15 protein-coding genes are annotated in these 16,451 nt (G+C 72.7%); 10 read left to right on the top strand and 5 right to left on the bottom strand.

The window, feature by feature from the left end; translation table 11 throughout:
* Nucleotides 1-213: 213 nt before the first annotated feature.
* Complete coding sequence (locus tag AB0K28_RS00505; RefSeq protein ID WP_364363306.1) at nt 214-783, bottom strand: HhH-GPD-type base excision DNA repair protein; 570 nt, start codon at nt 781-783, stop codon at nt 214-216.
* A 153-nt stretch (nt 784-936) separates the two neighbouring features.
* Here AB0K28_RS00505 and AB0K28_RS00500 point away from each other — a divergent pair, with 153 nt between their 5' ends.
* The 6 genes from AB0K28_RS00500 (at nt 937) to AB0K28_RS00475 (ending at nt 5,910) form a co-directional block, all read left to right on the top strand.
* Complete coding sequence (locus AB0K28_RS00500) at nt 937-1,161, top strand: hypothetical protein (protein ID WP_345387711.1); 225 nt, start codon at nt 937-939, stop codon at nt 1,159-1,161.
* A 226-nt stretch (nt 1,162-1,387) separates the two neighbouring features.
* A complete protein-coding gene (locus AB0K28_RS00495; protein WP_364364486.1) occupies nt 1,388-2,878 on the top strand; it encodes a hypothetical protein in 1,491 nt (496 codons plus the stop codon).
* A gap of 11 nt (nt 2,879-2,889) precedes the next feature.
* Nucleotides 2,890-3,654, top strand: a complete 765-nt coding sequence (locus tag AB0K28_RS00490) for a thioesterase family protein (protein ID WP_364363303.1) — start codon at nt 2,890-2,892, stop codon at nt 3,652-3,654.
* Between the two features lie 23 nt (nt 3,655-3,677).
* Nucleotides 3,678-4,433 carry a 5-oxoprolinase subunit PxpA gene (locus AB0K28_RS00485; protein ID WP_364363300.1) on the top strand — a complete coding sequence of 252 codons (756 nt, stop codon included), beginning with the start codon at nt 3,678-3,680 and terminating at the stop codon, nt 4,431-4,433.
* Nucleotides 4,430-5,047: an allophanate hydrolase subunit 1 gene (locus AB0K28_RS00480; RefSeq protein ID WP_364363297.1), complete on the top strand. Its 618-nt coding sequence runs from the start codon at nt 4,430-4,432 to the stop codon at nt 5,045-5,047. The genes AB0K28_RS00485 and AB0K28_RS00480 overlap by 4 nt, the downstream gene beginning before the upstream one ends.
* Nucleotides 5,044-5,910: a biotin-dependent carboxyltransferase family protein gene (locus tag AB0K28_RS00475; RefSeq protein WP_364363294.1), complete on the top strand. Its 867-nt coding sequence runs from the start codon at nt 5,044-5,046 to the stop codon at nt 5,908-5,910. The genes AB0K28_RS00480 and AB0K28_RS00475 overlap by 4 nt, the downstream gene beginning before the upstream one ends.
* On the opposite strand, the gene AB0K28_RS00470 is transcribed toward AB0K28_RS00475, so the two are convergent.
* Nucleotides 5,900-6,730 (bottom strand): PhzF family phenazine biosynthesis protein, encoded by an 831-nt coding sequence (locus tag AB0K28_RS00470; RefSeq protein WP_364363291.1) that lies wholly within the window; start codon nt 6,728-6,730, stop codon nt 5,900-5,902. The genes AB0K28_RS00475 and AB0K28_RS00470 overlap by 11 nt on opposite strands.
* Nucleotides 6,731-6,791: 61 nt before the next feature.
* On the opposite strand from AB0K28_RS00470, the gene sthA reads away from it, so the two are divergent.
* Nucleotides 6,792-8,201: a Si-specific NAD(P)(+) transhydrogenase gene (sthA, locus tag AB0K28_RS00465; protein WP_345387718.1), complete on the top strand. Its 1,410-nt coding sequence runs from the start codon at nt 6,792-6,794 to the stop codon at nt 8,199-8,201.
* On the opposite strand, the gene AB0K28_RS00460 is transcribed toward sthA, so the two are convergent.
* The 3 genes from AB0K28_RS00460 to AB0K28_RS00450 form a co-directional block, all read right to left on the bottom strand.
* Nucleotides 8,185-8,637, bottom strand: coding sequence for a hypothetical protein (locus AB0K28_RS00460; protein WP_364363286.1), 453 nt, complete (start codon nt 8,635-8,637; stop codon nt 8,185-8,187). The two genes, sthA and AB0K28_RS00460, sit on opposite strands and share 17 nt — an antisense overlap.
* Nucleotides 8,638-8,899: 262 nt before the next feature.
* Nucleotides 8,900-9,571: a DoxX family protein gene (locus AB0K28_RS00455; RefSeq protein WP_364363283.1), complete on the bottom strand. Its 672-nt coding sequence runs from the start codon at nt 9,569-9,571 to the stop codon at nt 8,900-8,902.
* 35 nt (nt 9,572-9,606) lie between these two features.
* Nucleotides 9,607-11,136, bottom strand: coding sequence for an MFS transporter (locus AB0K28_RS00450; protein ID WP_364363280.1), 1,530 nt, complete (start codon nt 11,134-11,136; stop codon nt 9,607-9,609).
* 311 nt (nt 11,137-11,447) lie between these two features.
* On the opposite strand from AB0K28_RS00450, the gene AB0K28_RS00445 reads away from it, so the two are divergent.
* The 3 genes from AB0K28_RS00445 (at nt 11,448) to AB0K28_RS00435 (ending at nt 16,437) form a co-directional block, all read left to right on the top strand.
* Nucleotides 11,448-13,109: a tetratricopeptide repeat protein gene (locus AB0K28_RS00445; RefSeq protein ID WP_364363277.1), complete on the top strand. Its 1,662-nt coding sequence runs from the start codon at nt 11,448-11,450 to the stop codon at nt 13,107-13,109.
* A gap of 15 nt (nt 13,110-13,124) precedes the next feature.
* On the top strand, nt 13,125-14,021 hold the full coding sequence (locus tag AB0K28_RS00440; RefSeq protein WP_364363274.1) for a haloalkane dehalogenase: 897 nt from the start codon (nt 13,125-13,127) through the stop codon (nt 14,019-14,021).
* Nucleotides 14,022-14,085: 64 nt separating this feature from the next.
* Complete coding sequence (locus tag AB0K28_RS00435) at nt 14,086-16,437, top strand: AAA family ATPase (protein WP_364363271.1); 2,352 nt, start codon at nt 14,086-14,088, stop codon at nt 16,435-16,437.
* Nucleotides 16,438-16,451 lie beyond the last annotated feature (14 nt).

Below are 16,451 nucleotides of genomic sequence, written 5' to 3'. Positions count from 1 at the left end.
CATCTCCATAACTGTGTATCGGCGTAGCGCAGCTCCGGGCGACCGGATTCTGCAGTACATCATCGACGATGGGCATGTACGGACGGAAGCCCCCGCCGCGGCCCTGTCGCCTCTAGGGTCTACGCATCCTGTCAAAGTCGCTCCACATTGCGCAGCAAGATCAGGTTACAGCGCCAGATCGCCGGGGCGGATCCCGCCACGACCTCTGGGCCCCTACTGGCCCTTGGCCGCGCGCTTGGCCTCCTGTTTGGCCGCCCGCACGCGGGCCAGGCTGTCGGCGTCGACCACGTCGGCCACCGACCGGTACGACCCCTCCTCGCCGTAGAGTCCGGCTGCTTCACGCCAGCCTGATGGCTGGACCCCCGACTGCTTGCCCAGCAATGCCAAAAAGATCTGGGCCTTCTGCTTGCCGTATCCCGGCAGGGCCATGAGTCGTTTCACCAATTCTTGACCGTCGGCGGCGTCGGCCCAGATGTTCTCGGGCCGTCCGTCGTAGTGCTCGACGATATAGGCAGCCAGCTGCTGGATGCGGGCCGCCATGGATTTGGGGTAGCGATGCACGGCCGGCTTGTCCGCGAGCAGGGCGGTGAACGCCTCGGGGTCGTAGGAGGCGACCTCCTGCGCGGTCAGGTCGCGCCCGAGCCGCTCGGAGATCGTGTACGGCCCCGTGAACGCCCATTCCATGGGGATCTGCTGGTCGAGCAGCATGCCGACGAGCAGGGCGAACGGACTGCGGCCGAGGAGCTCATTCGCCTCGCTCCGCTGGGCGAGCTGGATGCGCATGAAGACAGCTTTGCATGAAAGCTCACCCGGTGAAGTGAACACAGGCCGCGCGGAGCCTTGACACGCGCCCGAGAAAAGGTGGAATGGGAGCGCAAGTCGCCCTGCAGACATTCCTGGGGGTTTGCCCCTACGGTTCAGAGGAATCTCACTCCTATGCTCGCTCTGGCCACACGGTTCCTGCGGGAGCCGGTCAGTCTCAGGCTGGCCGAAGAGTTCCTGACCGTGCCCGTGGACACGATCGACCGATGCGTGGCCGACGTGTGCGCGTGCGCGCAGCACCTGGGCATCTCGGCGACACCCGAGATCGTGGAACGCATCGCCCGGGAGCACCTGCTCGCGATCGTCAACTCCGCGCCGCCGCCGCGCGGCGTCCGCTGACCCCGGGACGCCGGCGCACGGCGTCCCACGACAGCGTGACGAGCGTGAAGTGTCCTGATCGGCGGGTCCGTCTCGTGTCCTTCTCGATCGCCGCCGCCGATAACATCGAGGTCACCGGGCCGTGTTCTCCGCACCGTCCGCGCCCGGAATACGAGAGAGTGAGGGTGTGCGCCGACACCGACGAGATCCCCGGGAGAGCACCCCTCCTGACGACGTGTTCAAGGAGATGGTGCAGGCGGCTCGTGAGTTGCTGGCCGTACGCACTCCCCTCGACGCGGAGCTGATGGTCTCCGACATGATCGGCGCCTGGTGGGGCAGGCGGGTCAGGGGCGGCGACGTCGAGCAGGTGCTCGGCGAGGGGCTGGTCGACTACGCCGCCAAGGCCGGCACCCCGGCCTCGCTCACGCTGCTCATCTGCCTGGCCTACCTCGGCACCGCCCGCCAGGGCGCCAAGGCGGAGGGCGCGGCGCTGGCGATGATGGAGTCGGGCGTGGCGCGTCCCGGCTGGGCCGACCGGGTCGGCGCGGTGAAACCGGCCGGCTGCTACGTCTCCCGCGACGCCTACGGCGACCAGGACACGGTGATCTGCACCTTCGCCTACCGCTGGAACGACAGCGAGCAGCCGATGGACCGCCACGCGCTGGTCCTGGTGGTCGACTACAACATGAGCGGCATGGCCCGCGACGCCTGGGTCTCCTCGCAGGTCGACAAACTGCTGGAGCAGGCCAGGGCCGAGGCGGCGGGCAACCCGCTGCTGCTGTTCGAGGAGATCGAGCCCGACCAGGCCAGGGCGCTGCTGGAGTCGGCGATGAAGGCCACCAGAGAGCCGAAGACGCCGCCGCCGGTGAGCGACAGCTACAGCGCTTACCACGCCTTCGCCAGGGCCAGGCTCAAGGCGCTGCCGCCGGGGCGCAAGCGTCCCGCGCCGCTGCACACCGAGGCCCCCTACAGCAGGGAGCGGCGGGCCATGCTGGCGGCGGAGTTCCTCGCCTCCGACGCGGCCGAGCACCTGTCCGACCCCTCGGCGGCCTCGCGCTGCGCCGACCACATCATCGACTACGGCTGCGACCAGGACTTCAACCGGCCGCTGCGGGTGAGCCCGACCAAGTGCGAGACGTTCCTGCTCGACTGGCTGCCGCGCAAAGTGATGCTGAGCGAGGCGGAGCAGGAGGCGATGCCGCACGTGCTGGCGGCGTGGGTGCGCTTCGCGGCGCGCCGCACGGGGCTGCCCGAGCAGGGGCTCAAGGCCACGCTCGACGCGGTGTGGGAGGCTATCGGGAAGTTCCCCGAGGCCTACCGCGACCCGACGACGTTCGGGCTCGACCGGCCGCTGCTCGAAAGACTCCTGCCCGACGGCGACCTGTCGGCACTGGCCAGGCGGGCCTTCGCCTTCCCCTATCTGCAGGGCACCCACAACGGCATCGACCTCGACCGGCTCGACCCGGCCGACGCCGCCGACCGCCGTACGTTACTCGAGATCGACCACGGCACCGTGATCGACCAGGAGCACCTGGCCTGGCACGAGGAGATCGCGAGCCGGCTGTGGGACGGCGACCCGCCGCAGCTGTGGGAGGCCGCGCAGCGGCTGCTCGACCTCGGCCACGACCGCCACGACGTGCTCCACGTGCTGATCGAGATCGTCGAGCGGATCGGCGGCCATCCCGACGAGCTGGCGGCGGCGCTCGACGACATCGCGGACATCCCCGACGAGTTCTAGAGTTCTCATCCATGGCGATGTACCGGCGACTTGCCCGCGGCCGCTACCTGGCGTCGGAGCACACACAAGGTCCTTGGGACCCTCGCACGCAGCACATGGGGCCGGTCGCCGCGCTGATCGCGCACGAGCTGGCCCAGACCGCGCCGCGCCCGGGGCTGGAGCCGTCCCGGCTGGTGGCCGACGTGTTCGCGCCGGTGCCGGTGGCCGAGCTCGAGGTCACGACCGACGTCGTACGCGACGGCAAGCGGGTGCAGTGCCTGTCGGCGAGCGTGTCGTCGGGCGGCCGCGAATACGTCAGGGCCACGGCCTGGCGCATCCGTACGGAGGAGATGCCCCCGGTGGGCGGCGCCGCCCCGCCCGCTCCCCCGCGCTCCGTCGAGCCCGACGGCTCCTGGCTGGCCACCGACTTCGGCTACGGGCGGGCGATGGAGTGGCGGTTCGTCGCGGGCGGCCCCGGTGAGACGGGCCCCGCGACGGCGTGGGGCAGGCTGCGCGTGCCGCTGGTCGAGGGCGAGGAGCCGGCGCCGTTCGAGCGGGTGGCGGTGCTCGCCGACAGCGGCAACGGCATCAGCGCCGCCCTGAGCTTCGGCACGCACGTGTTCGTGAACGTCGATCTGACGATCTCGCTGTTCCGCGCGCCGGCGGGCGAATGGGTCTGCATGGACGCGGAGACCGTCGTCGGACCGTCCGGCCGCGGCCTGACCCGGAGCACCCTGTACGACGAGAGCGGTGAGGTCGGCGCGGCCACGCAGACGTTGTTCGTCGCGCCGAGGTAGCCGTACCCGCCATGATGGGTGCCATGGTGATCGACCTGAACGCTGACCTGGGCGAGGGTTTCGGCATCTGGCGGCTCGGCGACGACCTCGCGCTGCTCGACGTCGTCACGAGCGCCAACGTGGCCTGCGGCTTCCACGCGGGCGACCCGGTGACGATCAGGCGCACGTGCGCGGCGGCCGTGGACCGCGGGGTGTCGATCGGGGCGCAGGTGTCCTATCGCGACCTGGCCCACTTCGGGCGCAGGGAGATGGAGGTCGAGCCGGAGGAGCTGTGCGCCGAGGTGCTCTACCAGCTCGCCGCCGTCGACGGCATCGCGAGGGCGATGGGCGGGCGGGTCTCCTACGTCAAGCCGCACGGCGCGCTCTACAACCGGATCTGCCGCGACGAGGAGCAGGCCATGGCGGTGATCGAGGCGGTCGCCGACTACGACCCCGCGCTGCCGGTGCTGACCCTGCCGGGCTCGGTGGTGCACCGGGTGGCGGCGGCCGAGGGGGTGCCGACGGTGAGCGAGGCGTTCGCCGACCGGGCGTACACGCCGGCGGGCATGCTGGTGCCGCGCCGCGAGCCGGGGTCGGTCATCCACGACCCCGAGGCGGTGGCCGCCCGCGCCCGCCAGATGGCCGTGGAAGGCTCTGTGACGGCCGCTGACGGCAGTTCCGTGCCTCTTTCCGCGCGTTCCATCTGCGTCCACGGCGACACGCCTGACGCGGTCAGGCTGGCGCAGGGGGTGCGCGACGCGCTGCTGGCGGCCGGAGTGGTCCTGCAGGCGTTCGCGTGATCCGCACGGCCGGGGAGCACGGGCTGCTCGTGGAGACGGGCTCGCTGGAGCTGTCGCACCGCGTCGACGCGGCGTTGCGCGCGGCGCGGCCGGCGGGCGTCGTGGAGATCGTGCCAGGGCCCGCGACGGTGCTGGTGGTGGCGCCTGGCGCGGATCAGGGGCGGTTGCGGACGCGGCTCGAGTCGGTCGTACGCGAGGAGAGCGGCAAGACGGCGGCGGACGAAGGCCGCGAACGTCCTGTCGTCACCATTCCCGTCGTCTACGACGGGGCCGACCTGGAGTCCGTGGCCGAGCTGGCCCGGCTCTCCGTGGCGGAGGTGATCGACCGGCACACCGGGCGTGAGCTGGTGGTGGGGTGGCTGGGGTTCGCCCCCGGCTTCGCCTACCTGACCGGGCTCGACCCGGTGCTGGAGATGCCCCGGCTGGACACGCCGCGCACGTCGGTGCCCGCGGGCTCCGTGGCCGTCGCCGGACCCTACTCGGCGGTCTATCCGACGGCGTCGCCGGGCGGCTGGCGGCTGCTCGGGCGGACGTCGGTGCGGGTGTGGGACGTTTCCGCCGATCCGCCGTCGCTGTTCAGGCCGGGCACGCGGGTGCGGTTCGAGGTCGCATGATCGAGGTCGTGGCGCCGGGTCCTTATGCGACCGTCCAGGATCTCGGGCGGCCGGGGTTCGCGCATCTGGGCGTGCCGTGCTCGGGCGCGGCCGACGCGCCCGCGCTGAAGCTGGCCAACCGGCTGGTCGGCAACGCCGAGTGGCTGGCGGGAGTCGAGCTGACGTTCGGCGGGGCGCGGCTGCGGTTCGCGGACGCGGCGTGGGTGGCGGTGACGGGGGCGCCGCTGGAGGTGCGGACGGCGGGCGCCTCCGGGGTGCGGCCCGGCATGGGGGCGCCGTTCTGGGTGCCCGCCGGAGCCGAGCTGAGCTTCGGGATGCCCGAGACAGGGCTGCGTACGTACGTGGCGGTGCGCGGCGGCATCGCGGTCGGGCCGGTGCTCGGCAGCAGGTCGACCGACTCGCTGTCCGGGCTCGGGCCCCCGCCGCTGCGGTCCGGCGACACGCTGCCGGTCGGCGCGGCCGACGGACTGATCACCGTGGACCAGGCGCCGCTGCCGGGGCCGCGGCCCGCCGTGCTGCGGGTGGTGCCGGGGCCGCGCGACGACTGGTTCGCGGGCGGGGCGCTGGAGGTGCTGTGCGGGCGGCCGTACGAGGTGAGCCAGGACAGCAACCGCGTCGGCGTGCGGCTGCACGGACCCGAGCTGGCGCGGGCCAGGGAGGGCGAGCTGCCGAGCGAGGGCATGGTGACCGGGGCGGTGCAGGTGCCGCCGAGCGGGCAGCCGATCGTCTTCCTCGCCGACCACCCGCCCACCGGCGGCTACCCGGTGATCGCGGTGGTGCTGGCCGCCGACCTGCCGGTCGCGGCCCAGCTGCGGCCAGGCGACCAGGTCCGCTTCACGCTCGCGCAGCAGCTCAGCGGTTGAGCGTGCCCGTGACGCAGGTCGTGACCGCGCCGCCGACCCAGATCCGGCCCTCGGCGTCGGTGGAGACGTGCACGCGGCCCCGCCTGCCGATCACGGTGCCCTGCGAGGCGACGTAGGGGGCGCTCGCCCGGCCGGTGCGCAGCAGCCACTGGGCGAGCGCGGCGTTCAGGCTCCCGGTCACGGGGTCCTCGACGGTGGCGCCGTTCTGCGGGAAGAACGCCCGCACCTCGAACGCGCACTCCGACCCCTCGGGGTGGGGACCCACGACGCCGATGTCCTCAGGCACCGTGCCGGGGCGCAGCGCCAGCACCTGCTCGGCGTCCGCCAGCAGCACCCCGATCCAGTGGGGGCCGTTGGCGGCCCACTCGGCGGCCACGATGTCGGCGCGCTCGATGCCGAGCGCGCCGGCGACCCGGCCGAGCAGCTCCTCGTCCACCGGTCCCGAGCGGATCAGCGGCGGCGCCTCGAAGGCCAGGCCGTCGCCGGTGACGCGCAGCGGCACGAGCCCGGCCTCGCACTCCTGCACCACCTCGCCCTCCTTGCGCGGCACGCCGCCCGCCTCCAGCCAGGCGTGGCAGGAGCCCAGCGTGGGATGCCCGGCGAAGGGCAGCTCGCGGTCGGGGGTGAAGATGCGCACCCGGTAGTCGGCCTCCCCGCTGGTGGGCGGCAGCAGGAAGGTGGTCTCCGACAGGTTCGTCCATCGGGCGAAGCGCTGCATCTCCTCCGTGCTCAGCCCGTCGGCGTCGATGACGACCGCGAGCGCGTTGCCGAGGTACGGAGTGGCGGCGAAGACGTCGACCTGTGTGAATCTGCGAGACATACCCCGGAGTCTCCCAGAGGGGTCTTTTCCGCCGTACGGGCGACCCCGCAGACTGGACGGCGTGGCGGACTTCGATGTGGTGGTCCTGGGCTCGGGACCGGGCGGGCAGAAGGCGGCGATCGCGGCCGCGAAACTCGGCAAGCGTGTGGCGGTGATCGAGAAACGGAACATGATCGGCGGCGTGTGCATCAACACGGGCACGATCCCGTCGAAGACGCTGCGCGAGGCCGTCCTCTATCTGACGGGGCTCAACCAGCGGGAGCTGTACGGCGCCAGCTACCGCGTCAAGGACGAGATCACGGTCACCGACCTCGGCATGCGCACCCAGCACGTGATCGGCCGGGAGATCCAGGTGATCCGCGCGCAGCTGGCCCGCAACCACGTGACGGTGCTCCAGGGCACCGGCCGCTTCCTCGACCCGTACACGATCGGCATCAGCGGCGAGGACCAGGACGAGAAGAAGGTCACCGCCGACAAGATCGTGATCGCGACCGGCACCTCGCCGGCCCGGCCGGCGAGCGTCGAGTTCGACGACAAGACCGTGATCGACTCCGACGCGATCCTGCGGCTCGACCGGGTGCCCGAGACGCTGGTCGTGGTGGGCGCCGGGGTGATCGGCATCGAGTACGCCTCCATGTTCGCCGCGCTCGGCACCAAGGTGACCGTGATCGAGCGGCGCGAGCGCATGCTGGAGTTCTGCGACCTGGAGATCGTCGAGGCGCTGAAGTACCACCTGCGCGACCTCGCGGTCACCTTCCGGTTCGGCGAGAACGTGGCGGCCGTCGAGCGCCGCCCGCGCGGCGCGCTGACCCTGCTGGAGAGCGGCAAGATCATCCCGGCCGACTGCGTCATGTACTCGGCCGGCCGCCAGGGCAAGACCGCCGAGCTGTGCCTGGAGGCCGCCGGGCTGTCGGCCGACGACCGCGGCCGGATCAAGGTGGACGAGAACTTCGCCACCGAGGTGCCCCACATCTACGCCGTCGGCGACGTGATCGGCTTCCCCGCGCTGGCCGCCACCTCGATGGAGCAGGGCAGGCTGGCCGCGCAGCACGCCTGCGGCGAGCCGTCGGGCGACCTGGCCGAGCTGCCGCCCATCGGCATCTACACCATCCCCGAGATCAGCTTCGTCGGCCGCTCGGAGGACGAGCTGACCCGCGACAAGGTGCCGTTCGAGGTGGGCATCTCGCGCTACCGGGAGCTGGCCAGGGGGCAGATCATCGGCGACTCGTACGGCATGCTCAAGCTGCTGGTGTCCTCCGAGGACCGGCGGCTGCTCGGCGTGCACGTGTTCGGCACGGGCGCCACCGAGCTGGTGCACATCGGGCAGACCGTCATGGGGTGCGGCGGCACGGTCGACTACCTGGTCAACGCGGTGTTCAACTATCCGACGCTGGCGGAGTCGTACAAGGTGGCGGCGCTGGACGCGATGAACAAGATGCGCACGGTCGCCCGGCTCACCGCTGACCTGTAGAGGCCCCCTCACCTGGCGAAGGCGACCTCCACCCTGCGGTTCTTGGCGCGGCCCTTGGGGTCGTCGCCGCTGTCCGGCAGGGCGTTGGGGGCCACCGGGTCGGCCTTGCCGTGCCCCTCGGCGGTGAACTCGGCTTCAGCGCCTCGGCCGTCTCGGCGAGTCGGCTCTTGGCCTTGCCGGTGAGCGTGGCCTTGCCGAAGGCGAACAGCACGTCGGCGGCCACGGTGATCGTCCGGCGCGTGCCGCTGGTCTCGTTCGTCACCGACTCGTCCAGGTTGGAGACGCGCTCGGCGATGTCGATCACCTTGCCGCCGAGGTCGAGGACCGGCGCGGTGGCGGGCGCCTCCCCCGCGAGCGGCGGACGTACGGGCTCCTCCTGCTGAGCCGGTCCGCCGGGCAGCAGGATCGCCGCGGCGACGCTGAGCGATCGGTACATCGGCCAGCGCCCCCACGGTCGGAATGTGCACGTCGACGGTTGACGTCCACGAGGTGGACGCCGTCCACGGCCGGATGCGGGTTGGGCACGGCGGCGAACGCGTTGTTCACCTGCCAGCCCAGCGGGGCGCCCTCCTCCAGCACGGTGGCGGTGAAGGTGAGGTTGACGAAGCGCTCGCGGCGGTCGGCGCGGTCGAAGGTGCGGTGGTCTGATGCGTCGGGGAGTCCAACGCCGCCCGCGCGGAAACCCCAGGGGTATTCGATCAGTCCGTGGAGGGGCGGCGGTTGCGCGGCGCGGGCTTCTTGCGGCCCGCCACCAGCGTGTCTCCCGGCGCGGTCGTGACCTCCTCGCCGTTGCCCGGCTCCTTGGCCGTGGTACGCGGCTTCGGGTGGGGCGCGGTGTCCTCGGACGAGGAGGGGGCCTCCTCCGTCTTCTGAGCCGGAGCCGGAGCCGGTTCCGCGGGTTTCTCCTCGGGCTCCTTGAGCGCGGCGATCACGCGGTCGGCCTCGGTGTCGGCGGCGAACTCGTCGGCCGCCTGCGACTCCCTGCGCCTGATGACGACCATGTGATCGACCGACACGCGGCCCGCGCCGACGACGGCGAGCAGCAGGCTGGCCGCGCCGAGGAGGATGAGCTCGTTCAGGCTGATGGGGTTGAGCGGGGGCGCGACCAGGAAGACGGCCAGCGCCTCGGCGAAGAGGATCAGCCCCGTGATGGAGACCGCGAGCCCGGCGATGAGCAGCGCGCCGCCGATGAGCTCGGCGAGCATGGTGACCGTGGCCCAGGCGCCAGGGGCGGGGGCGCCCTGCTCCAGGAACTTCGCCCCGGTGATCTTCAGGCCGTCTTCGAGCTTGGCCCAGCCGTTGGCGAAGAAGATCCCGCCCACGCCTAACCGGGCGACCAGCGCGGCAAGATCACGTAGGGACTGTTTCACGGTAGTTGTCTGCCCTAATCGGGACATGGCACACCTCAATCACGGCTGAGCAGCATGGCCACCACGACGGCGGTCAGGCCGAGCAGGACGACGCTCACGACCACGGTCGTGTGCAGGGCGTTGACGAAGGCCCACCGGGCGGCGTCGAGCAGCGCGCCGCCGGTCTGGCCGCCGAGCTGGTTCGCGACGTGGGCGGCCGAGGCGAGCGACTGGCGGGCCTCGTCCATGCCGCCCGCCGGCACACCGGGGACGGACGGGAGCCCGGGGGCGTAGACGATGGCGGTGATCGTGCCGAGCACCGCCACGCCGAGTCCGGCGCCCAGCTCGTACGCGGTCTCCTCGATCGCCGCCGCGCCACCCGCCTGCGACTCGGGGGCGGCGGCCATGATCGTGTCGGACGCGGCGAGCAGCGCCACCTGCACGCCGAAGCCGATGCCCACGAAGCAGCACGCGAGCATCACGGGATGCCCCTCGACGCCCCAGGTCAGCGTGGGGGTCAGGGAGAACGCGACGAGGCCGAGCCCGCCGCTCATCGTGGCCCGCATGCCGATCCTGGGCAGGATGTGGGCGGCGGCGAGACCGCCCGCGATGGCCGAGGCGACCAGGGGCAGCATGCGCAGCGCCGCGCGCACCGGGCTGTCGCCGAGCACGAGCTGCAGGTATTGGGCGAGCATGAGCTGCAGCCCGACCAGCGCGAACACGCCGAGCAGCACGCCGGTGACGCCGGTGGTGAACGACCGCCGCCGGAACAGGCCGACCTCCAGGAACGGCTCGCGCAGCCGCGTCTGGCGGCGGACGAACGCCACGAGCAGCCCCACCCCGGAGAAGAACACCAGCACCGAGGCCCACAGCGGCATGAGGCTGCCGGAGCCGGCCTCCTTCAGGCCGAAGGCCAGCGCCAGGATGCCGAGCACCGACAGGATCGCGCTGGCGACGTCCCATGGCCGGTCGGGGCGCTCGCGCGACTCGGGCAGCAGGCGTACGGCGGCGGGCAGCAGCACCAGCAGGATCGGCACGTTGATGAGGAAGACCGCGCCCCACCAGAGGCCGACGAGCACGCCGCCGATGAGCGGCCCGACGGCGGCGCCTGCGGCGGCGACCGCGCTCCAGACGCCGAGCGCGATGGCCCGCTCGCGCCGGTCGGTGAAGACCTGGCGGATCAGCGACAGCGTGGCCGGCATGATCATCGCGCCGCCCACGCCGAGCAGCGCCCTGGCGAGGATGAGGGTCAGCGGCGTCGGGGCGAACGCGGCCCCGGCCGAGGCCACCCCGAACAGCACGAAACCGCACAGCACCAGCCGCTTGCGGCCGTATTTGTCCCCCAGCGTGCCGAACATGATCAGCAGCGGCGCGACGACCAGCGAGTAGATGTCGATGATCCACAGGAGCTGCACCGCGGAGGGTTCGAGCGCGGCCGTGAGCGCGGGCACCGCGATGTGCAGAACGGTCGCGTCGACCGTGATGAGCAGCAGGCTCAGACAGAGCAGCACCAGGATGGACCAGCGGCGGTCACGAGGATCCCGGTCGGCGACGCGGACGAGGGGTGCGGCCTGTGTGACGGTCATGGGCCTCCTTGCAGGCCGATCCGAATCACAGGGCCCGCACGTGCTGGTAATCGACCGGGGGCGGAAGCGCGGTGGGGTGTCCTGGCTCCGGCGCTCCGGCTTGCGTGGCAGCTTAGGCCATGTCAGGCACTTGTCATAGCGGTATCGGACGATCCACGGCCGCCCCCGACCTCTCTAGAGAGATACAGCCATATGTCGGCATCTATCCATCGCTCGGATCGGAGCCGATCATGGTACGTGTGGGGACCGAAGGACGTGACACAACCACCCATCCCTCCGACCGGTCCTCCCGCGAATGGTGCGAAGAGGCCGTGACCAGGCTGAACGCCGGCCGCCCCGAGTCAGCGCTCGAAGCCGCCAAGAACGCCGCCGACCGCGAGCCGGGCGCCGAGTGGCCCTACCGGCTCATCAGCCTCGCCCACGAGCGGCTCGGCCGCGACGCCGACGCCCTGCCCGCCGCCGAGCGGGCCGTGGAACTCTCGCGCGGCTCGTGGCCCGCCCGGCTGCGCCTGGCCGCCGTGCTGCGCCGGGTTCCCGGCCGCTGGCAGGAGGCCGTGGAGCACGCGATCCTGGCCGGGAAGTTCGCGCCCGAGCAGCCGGGGCCCGCGGTCATGCTGGGCGACCTGGCGCTGCTGCGCGGCGAGCACGTACGCGCGGCGCGCTCGTACCGGGCGGCGCTCGCGCTCGACCCCGAAGACCCGCAGGCCCGCGTCAACCTGGGCCTGGCCCTGCTGCGGTGGGATCCGCCGCGCGCCCATCACGACCCGGCCTGGCCTGTCGGGCCGCGCGAGACAGGGCGGGCCAGGCGGGCGCTGGAGGTCTGGTCGCGCCAGGTCAGGCTGCTGCTCGCGGTGGCCACGCTGGCCGTCGCGGCGTGCGCGCTGCTGCTGGACTGGGGCGCGCAGGCGCGGCTCGGCGGGTTCGCGGTGCTGGTGCTGCTGGTGCCGCTCACCGTCCGGCAGGCGCGGCGGGTGGCGGTCTGGTCGTACGCGAAGGCGATGCTGCGCCGGGACCCCTGGCTCGGGGGGTCGGTGGTGTCGGCGGCCCTGGCGGTGCCGGCGTTCGCGGCCTGGCTGCTGCTGGGCGCCGTACCGGCTCTGCCGCGCGCCTTCGACCCGGTGTGGGCGGGGCTGGCCGGTTACGTGGTGCTGAGCTGGCCGGCGCTGGCGGGCGTACGAGCGCTGGCGGAGACGTGGCGGGGGCGTCCGCTGCCCGCGCTGGCCGGGACGCTGCCCGCGCGGGCGGCCGAGCGGGCGGCCAGGCGGAACACCGGCGTGCTGCTGTGGATCGTGCTCGGCAGGACGTGGTCGGTGCTGGTGACGCTGGTGGCCGGGGCGCTGGTGGTGGAGCCGCGGGCGGTGGTGGCCGCCGTCGCGGTGCCGTACCCGCTGGTGCGGGGGTATCTGCGGGCGCGAGGGCAGGGTGACAGGGCGCTGGCCGTCGCGTCGGCGCTGGTGGTGCTGGGCGCGGTGGCGTGCGCGGCGGGCGGGCTGCTGGGGCAGGCGTGGGCGTGGCGCGCCGGGCTGGGGGCGCTGCTCGCGGCGGCGGCGGTGTTCGCGGGACGCGCGCTGCTCGCCTGGTGGCGCGGCGGTCCCGGGCCGTGGCGCTCCTCGATGCTCATGTGCGATCTGCCGATGGGCGCGGAGCCTTCCGTCCCGCTCGACTCCGACGTCCGCCAGACCTTCTCCTACGCCCGCAGCATCGTCCTGTCGTACGGCGACGCGCTCGGGCCCCGCGTCGCCGGCGCGGTGGCGACCGTCACCTCGGCCGGCGAGCTGCGGCTGATCGCCGAGACCGAGGCGTGGCAGGCCATCGAGGACGACCCGCGCGTGGCGGTGTTCGCCGCGGACCCGTTGCAGCGGCGGTTCTGGGTGGAGGTGCGCGGCGTGGCGCAGGCCGACTCCGACGTGTTGTGGGTGACGCCCAAGCAGGTGCTCGTCGGCGAGTTCCCCGGGCGGCACCAGCGCCGCTGAGTAGAATGTTGTTCTATGCGGATTCTGCGCACCCCTGAAGAGCGCTTCGCCGGACTGCCCGACTTCCCCTACGAGCCGCGCTACGCCGAGGTCGGCGACGGGCTGCGGATGGCGTACGTCGAGGCGGGCCCCGCCGACGGCGAGCCCGTCGTCCTGCTGCACGGCGAGCCGAGCTGGTCCTTCCTCTACCGGCACGTCATTCCCGAGCTGACCGCGGCGGGGCTGCGCGCCATCGCGCCCGACCTGATCGGGTTCGGCCGCTCCGACAAGCCCGCCGAGCAGACCGGCCACAGCTATGCCAGGCACGTCGAGTGGACCAGGGCCCTGCTGTTCGACGCGCTCGGCCTGACCGGCGTGACGATCGCCGGCCAGGACTGGGGCGGCCTCATCGGGCTGCGCATCGCCGCCGAGCACCCCGGCCGGGTGGCGCGGATCGTCGCGGCCAACACGGGCTTGCCGACGGGTGACATTCCCATGCCCGAGGTGTGGCACCGGTTCAGGGACGCGGTCCGCAAGGCGCCGGTGCTGGACATCGCCCGGCTGATCCAGGCGGGCTGCACGACCAAGCTGGCGCCCGAGGTGCGGGCGGCCTACGACGCGCCGTTTCCCGACGAGTCCTACAAGGCGGGGCCGCGCGCCATGCCCGGTCTCGTGCCCAACACGCCCGACGACCCCGCGGCGCCCGCCAACCGCGCTGCCTGGGAGATCCTCACCACGCTCGACCGGCCGGTGCTGGTGGCCTTCTCCGACAGTGACCCGATCACCGGCGGCATGGCGCCCGTGCTCAAGAGGTCGCTGCGCGGCGCCGCGGGCCTGCGGCATCCCGAGATCAAAGAGGCGGGGCACTTCCTGCAAGAGGACGCGGGCGCCGAGCTCGGCCGCCGGATAGCCCTTTTCGTGACCTCCACCTAGCGTGTCAGGACCGCCCAACTGTCGGCCTGGTGCGGTATAACCGGGGGCGGACCGGGGAGGCGTGATGCGTGAGTCCGGCAGGACCCAGACCGCGGGGAAGGCCGCGGCGCGGGATCTGTTCGAAAAGGTTCGGCTGCGTTATTTCCAGATTCCCCCGGCCGTGCGCCGGGTCCTCTACGCGGTCGTGCTCGTGGCCGCCATGGGCGTCGGCGCGGCACTTGGTTGGCAGCTTATGGATGCCTTCCCCGTGGTGGTGCTGCTGCTCGCCTTCGTGGCGCTGACCATGCGCTTCCCCAGGGCCGCCGCGACCGCACTGGTCGTCGCGGGCTGGGTCGCGCTGGCGTTGGTGGTCTTCACAACGCTGTTCCCCACCGGCGCCTTCACCGTGCACCTCATGGTCGCGCTCTCCCTGCCGGTCGCCGGGGCCGCCCACCTGATCCGCTGGGTGACGCCGTGGCTGACCACGCTGACGGCGCTCGCCCCCGCGGGGGTGCTCGCCGCCGCGATCTCACCCGTGTCCGACGGCGCCGCGGTCTGGGTCGCGTACGCCGCCGCCGCGGCCGTGCTGGTGCAGCGGTTCCTGGTGGCCCGCCGGGTCAAGGCCGAGGCCGCCGCCGCGGAGGAGCAGCAGGTCCGCGTACGGGTGCGCGAGGGCCGGCCCGAATCGCCCCAGGACAAGCAGGGCGCGCCGCCGCAGATCTCCGTCGAGGAGGCGCTCGGCGAGCTGGAGAGCATGATCGGCCTGCAGCCGGTCAAAGAGCAGGTGCGCTCGATCGCCGCCTCCATCGAGGCCGGCCGCCTGCGCGCCGAGGCCGGCTACACCACCGGCCGCCCCACCAGGCACTTCGTCTTCGTCGGTCCGCCCGGCACCGGCAAGACCAGCGTCGCCCGCGCACTCGCCAAGATCTTCTACGCGTTCGGCCTGCTGGAGACCCCCTACGTCGTCGAGGCGCAGCGGGCCGACCTGGTGGGCGAGTTCCTTGGCGCGACCGCGATCAAGACCAACGAGCTGGTCGATCGGGCGCTCGGCGGCGTGCTGTTCATCGACGAGGCGTACGGGCTGGTCAACTCCTCCGACGGCCAGCCCGACCGGTTCGGCGCCGAGGCCGTGCAGACCCTGCTCAAGCGGGCCGAGGACGACCGCGACCGGCTGATCATCATCCTGGCCGGCTACGAGCAGGAGATGAGCGCGTTCCTGTCCAGCAACCCCGGGCTGGCCAGCAGGTTCGCCACCCGGGTGCGCTTCCCCGGCTACTCCCCCGCCGAGCTGGTCGAGGTCACCGAGCTGCTGCAGCGCCGCAGGGGCGACACGATGGCGCCCGAGACCCGGCGCGCGCTGCTCGGCCTCTACGAGGACGTCCACCGCCGCGGCCTGGTCGACGAGCTGGGCAACGCCCGCTTCGCGCGCAGCCTGGTCGAGGCCGCCGCGCAGGCCCGCGACGTGCGCGTGGTGGGCGCCGGCGGCACCCCGACCACGCAGGACCTCGTCACCACCACCACGCCCGACGTCACCAAGGCGTTCGACGAGCTGACCGCCCGCTTCCGCGGCTACGTCGCCACGCCCACGCTGGAGGAGGCGCTCGCCGACCTCGACAGGATGGCCGGGCTCGCCCCGGTCAAGCGGCAAGTGCACGCCATCGCCGCCCAGCTCCAGGTGGCCAGGATGCGCCAGGAGCGCGGCCTGCCCACGCCGCAGCAGATGCGCCACTTCGTCTTCACCGGCCCGCCCGGCACAGGCAAGACCACGGTGGCCCGCGTGCTCGGCCGCGTCTTCGCCGCGCTCGGCCTGCTGGCCAGGCCCGACGTCGTCGAGGCGCACCGCGCCGACCTGGTCGGCCAGCACCTCGGCTCGACCGCGATCAAGACCAACGAGCTGGTCGACCGGGCGCTCGGCGGCGTGCTGTTCATCGACGAGGCCTACAGCCTGGTCAACTCCGGCTACCAGGGCGGCGACGCGTTCGGCGCCGAGGCCGTTCAGGCCCTGCTCAAGCGGGCCGAGGACGACCGCGACCGGCTCGTCATCGTGCTGGCCGGCTACGAGCGCGAGATGGACGCCTTCCTCGCCACCAACCCCGGTCTGGCCAGCCGCTTCAACCAGCGCGTCGCCTTCCCCAGCTACTCACCCGCCGAGTTGTCGCAGATCGCGGTGCTGCTGGCCGAGAAGTCCGGCGACACCTTCGACGACGAGGCGCTGAGCAGGCTCGACGAGGTGTTCGCCTGGGTGTGCGAGGAGCGGCTGATCGACGGGCTCGGCAACGGCCGCTTCGCGCGTTCGCTGTTCGAGCGCGCGGCCATGCGCCGCGACGTGCGGCTGGCCGCGCACGCGGCGCGCGGCGGCTCGGCCAGCGCGGCCGACCTCACCACGATCACCAGTGAGGACGTCCGCACGGCGGTGGATGAGCTGGCCGGACGCTGAGAGCCGGGCGCTGA

The organism is Nonomuraea sp. NPDC049504 (assembly GCF_040676845.1).
GTDB lineage: Bacteria > Actinomycetota > Actinomycetes > Streptosporangiales > Streptosporangiaceae > Nonomuraea > Nonomuraea salmonea.
The sequence above is the reverse complement of the archived record's forward strand: the minus strand, read 5'-3'. Positions and strand labels throughout refer to the sequence as shown.

Bases quoted from the DNA above. Each gene is read 5' to 3' on its own strand.
- AB0K28_RS00505 (WP_364363306.1), bottom strand. From the start codon at position 783: ATGCGCATCCAGCTCGCCCAGCGGAGCGAGGCGAATGAGCTCCTCGGC.
- AB0K28_RS00500 (WP_345387711.1), top strand. From the start codon at position 937: ATGCTCGCTCTGGCCACACGGTTCCTGCGGGAGCCGGTCAGTCTCAGG.
- AB0K28_RS00495 (WP_364364486.1), top strand. From the start codon at position 1,388: ATGGTGCAGGCGGCTCGTGAGTTGCTGGCCGTACGCACTCCCCTCGAC.
- AB0K28_RS00490 (WP_364363303.1), top strand. From the start codon at position 2,890: ATGGCGATGTACCGGCGACTTGCCCGCGGCCGCTACCTGGCGTCGGAG.
- AB0K28_RS00485 (WP_364363300.1), top strand. From the start codon at position 3,678: ATGGTGATCGACCTGAACGCTGACCTGGGCGAGGGTTTCGGCATCTGG.
- AB0K28_RS00475 (WP_364363294.1), top strand. From the start codon at position 5,044: ATGATCGAGGTCGTGGCGCCGGGTCCTTATGCGACCGTCCAGGATCTC.
- AB0K28_RS00470 (WP_364363291.1), bottom strand. From the start codon at position 6,730: ATGTCTCGCAGATTCACACAGGTCGACGTCTTCGCCGCCACTCCGTAC.
- AB0K28_RS00460 (WP_364363286.1), bottom strand. From the start codon at position 8,637: ATGTACCGATCGCTCAGCGTCGCCGCGGCGATCCTGCTGCCCGGCGGA.
- AB0K28_RS00450 (WP_364363280.1), bottom strand. From the start codon at position 11,136: ATGACCGTCACACAGGCCGCACCCCTCGTCCGCGTCGCCGACCGGGAT.
- AB0K28_RS00440 (WP_364363274.1), top strand. From the start codon at position 13,125: ATGCGGATTCTGCGCACCCCTGAAGAGCGCTTCGCCGGACTGCCCGAC.
- AB0K28_RS00435 (WP_364363271.1), top strand. From the start codon at position 14,086: ATGCGTGAGTCCGGCAGGACCCAGACCGCGGGGAAGGCCGCGGCGCGG.